This window comes from Microbacterium sp. NPDC055910 (genome assembly GCF_042271185.1).
GTDB lineage: Bacteria > Actinomycetota > Actinomycetes > Actinomycetales > Microbacteriaceae > Microbacterium.
On the sequence record NZ_JBHJZS010000071.1, the window covers coordinates 1 to 1,088 of the forward strand.

Consider the following 1,088-nt stretch of genomic DNA (forward strand, 5'->3'; position numbering starts at 1 on the left):
GTGCTGAGGGAGCTCCTCGGCGGCCATTTTCCATTCGCCGAGTATCCAATCTCGTTGATCATCAAGCGAATAAGTGCCGGTCGAACACCGCTCACGATTTCAGATCAGGCCCTGCCACTCTGGGCCTCGAGTTCCATGCGGCGCGTATATGCAAAGGCGACCCACCGAGACCCCGGTCAGCGATACCAGTCAGCGCAGGAGATGGACGAGGCATTAGCGCATGTCACGGCGATTGACTGGGAACAGACCGACATAGGCTGTTGGGAAGCACCATTCCTGTACGAGCAGCGCAAAGTCCGTGTCGAAGCGCGGCATATGGTGCGATCTGGCGATTACCGGATGAGCATTCTTACTCACGCCGGGCGCGGTTGGCGCAGGGCTGCCGAGGATGTCGATGTGCCAGATCTCGGCGGCCGTCCCGTCCGGAAGGTCTTCGACCAAGCGTCAAGGATCGCGACCGTTCGCTGAGCGCTTTGCTGAAGGATTATGGCGTGCCCGACTGCTCGGCCCATGTTGTGGGCCTCGGATCGCCACCGGGTCGACAGACTCCAGCCCGCGCATTCACCAACCCCCACAGGGATTAGATATCCAGCAGCGCTCAGTCGTTCGAATGAGGCGGTGACACGCGGTTGGACGACTCCGCGTTGCGGATCGGACAGGACGCCCAAGCACTGCCCTTCGGCGGACTGGCCAAACCCAGCGATCAACTGTTCGGCGAATACGGACATCGCCCACCCATGACGGGGAAGAACGGTGTAGGTGCGGTCGACGCCACGCGCCTTATCCAGTGCAACAACGGCAGCCAAGACCAGCGCATCAAGGTTGCCGATGCGGTCGGCCTCTGCCAGCATCTCCATGCAGACCAGATTACATGTTTCGTGTAACTCGTTTCACGTAACATGCTTCAATGGCCATGCCTAGTAACCCAATGGAGCGGCTATCGAAGATTGTCCTCGGGCAAATCCACCGATTAGCAGTCATGTCATGGATCGCGCAGTCCGAGGACGTGATAAATCCGAGCGATCTCGCAGCTGACCTGGGATTGCCTTCTCTCAGCGCGATACAGAACCCGCTGCGTGACTTGGCAG

Annotated in this window: 3 protein-coding genes; all 3 read left to right on the forward strand. The window is 59.5% G+C overall.

All coding sequences use genetic code 11. The features are described from left to right. Window positions 1-468: hypothetical protein (locus tag ACFC3F_RS15055; RefSeq protein WP_376131536.1), on the forward strand; the 468-nt coding region annotated here is incomplete at its 5' end. 161 nt (window positions 469-629) lie between these two features. Beyond that, a complete protein-coding gene (locus tag ACFC3F_RS15060; protein WP_049699167.1) occupies window positions 630-884 on the forward strand; it encodes a hypothetical protein in 255 nt (84 codons plus the stop codon). A gap of 23 nt (window positions 885-907) precedes the next feature. Then, window positions 908-1,088, forward strand: a 181-nt coding sequence (locus ACFC3F_RS15065; RefSeq protein WP_376131539.1) for a hypothetical protein, incomplete at its 3' end; no start/stop codon positions are given.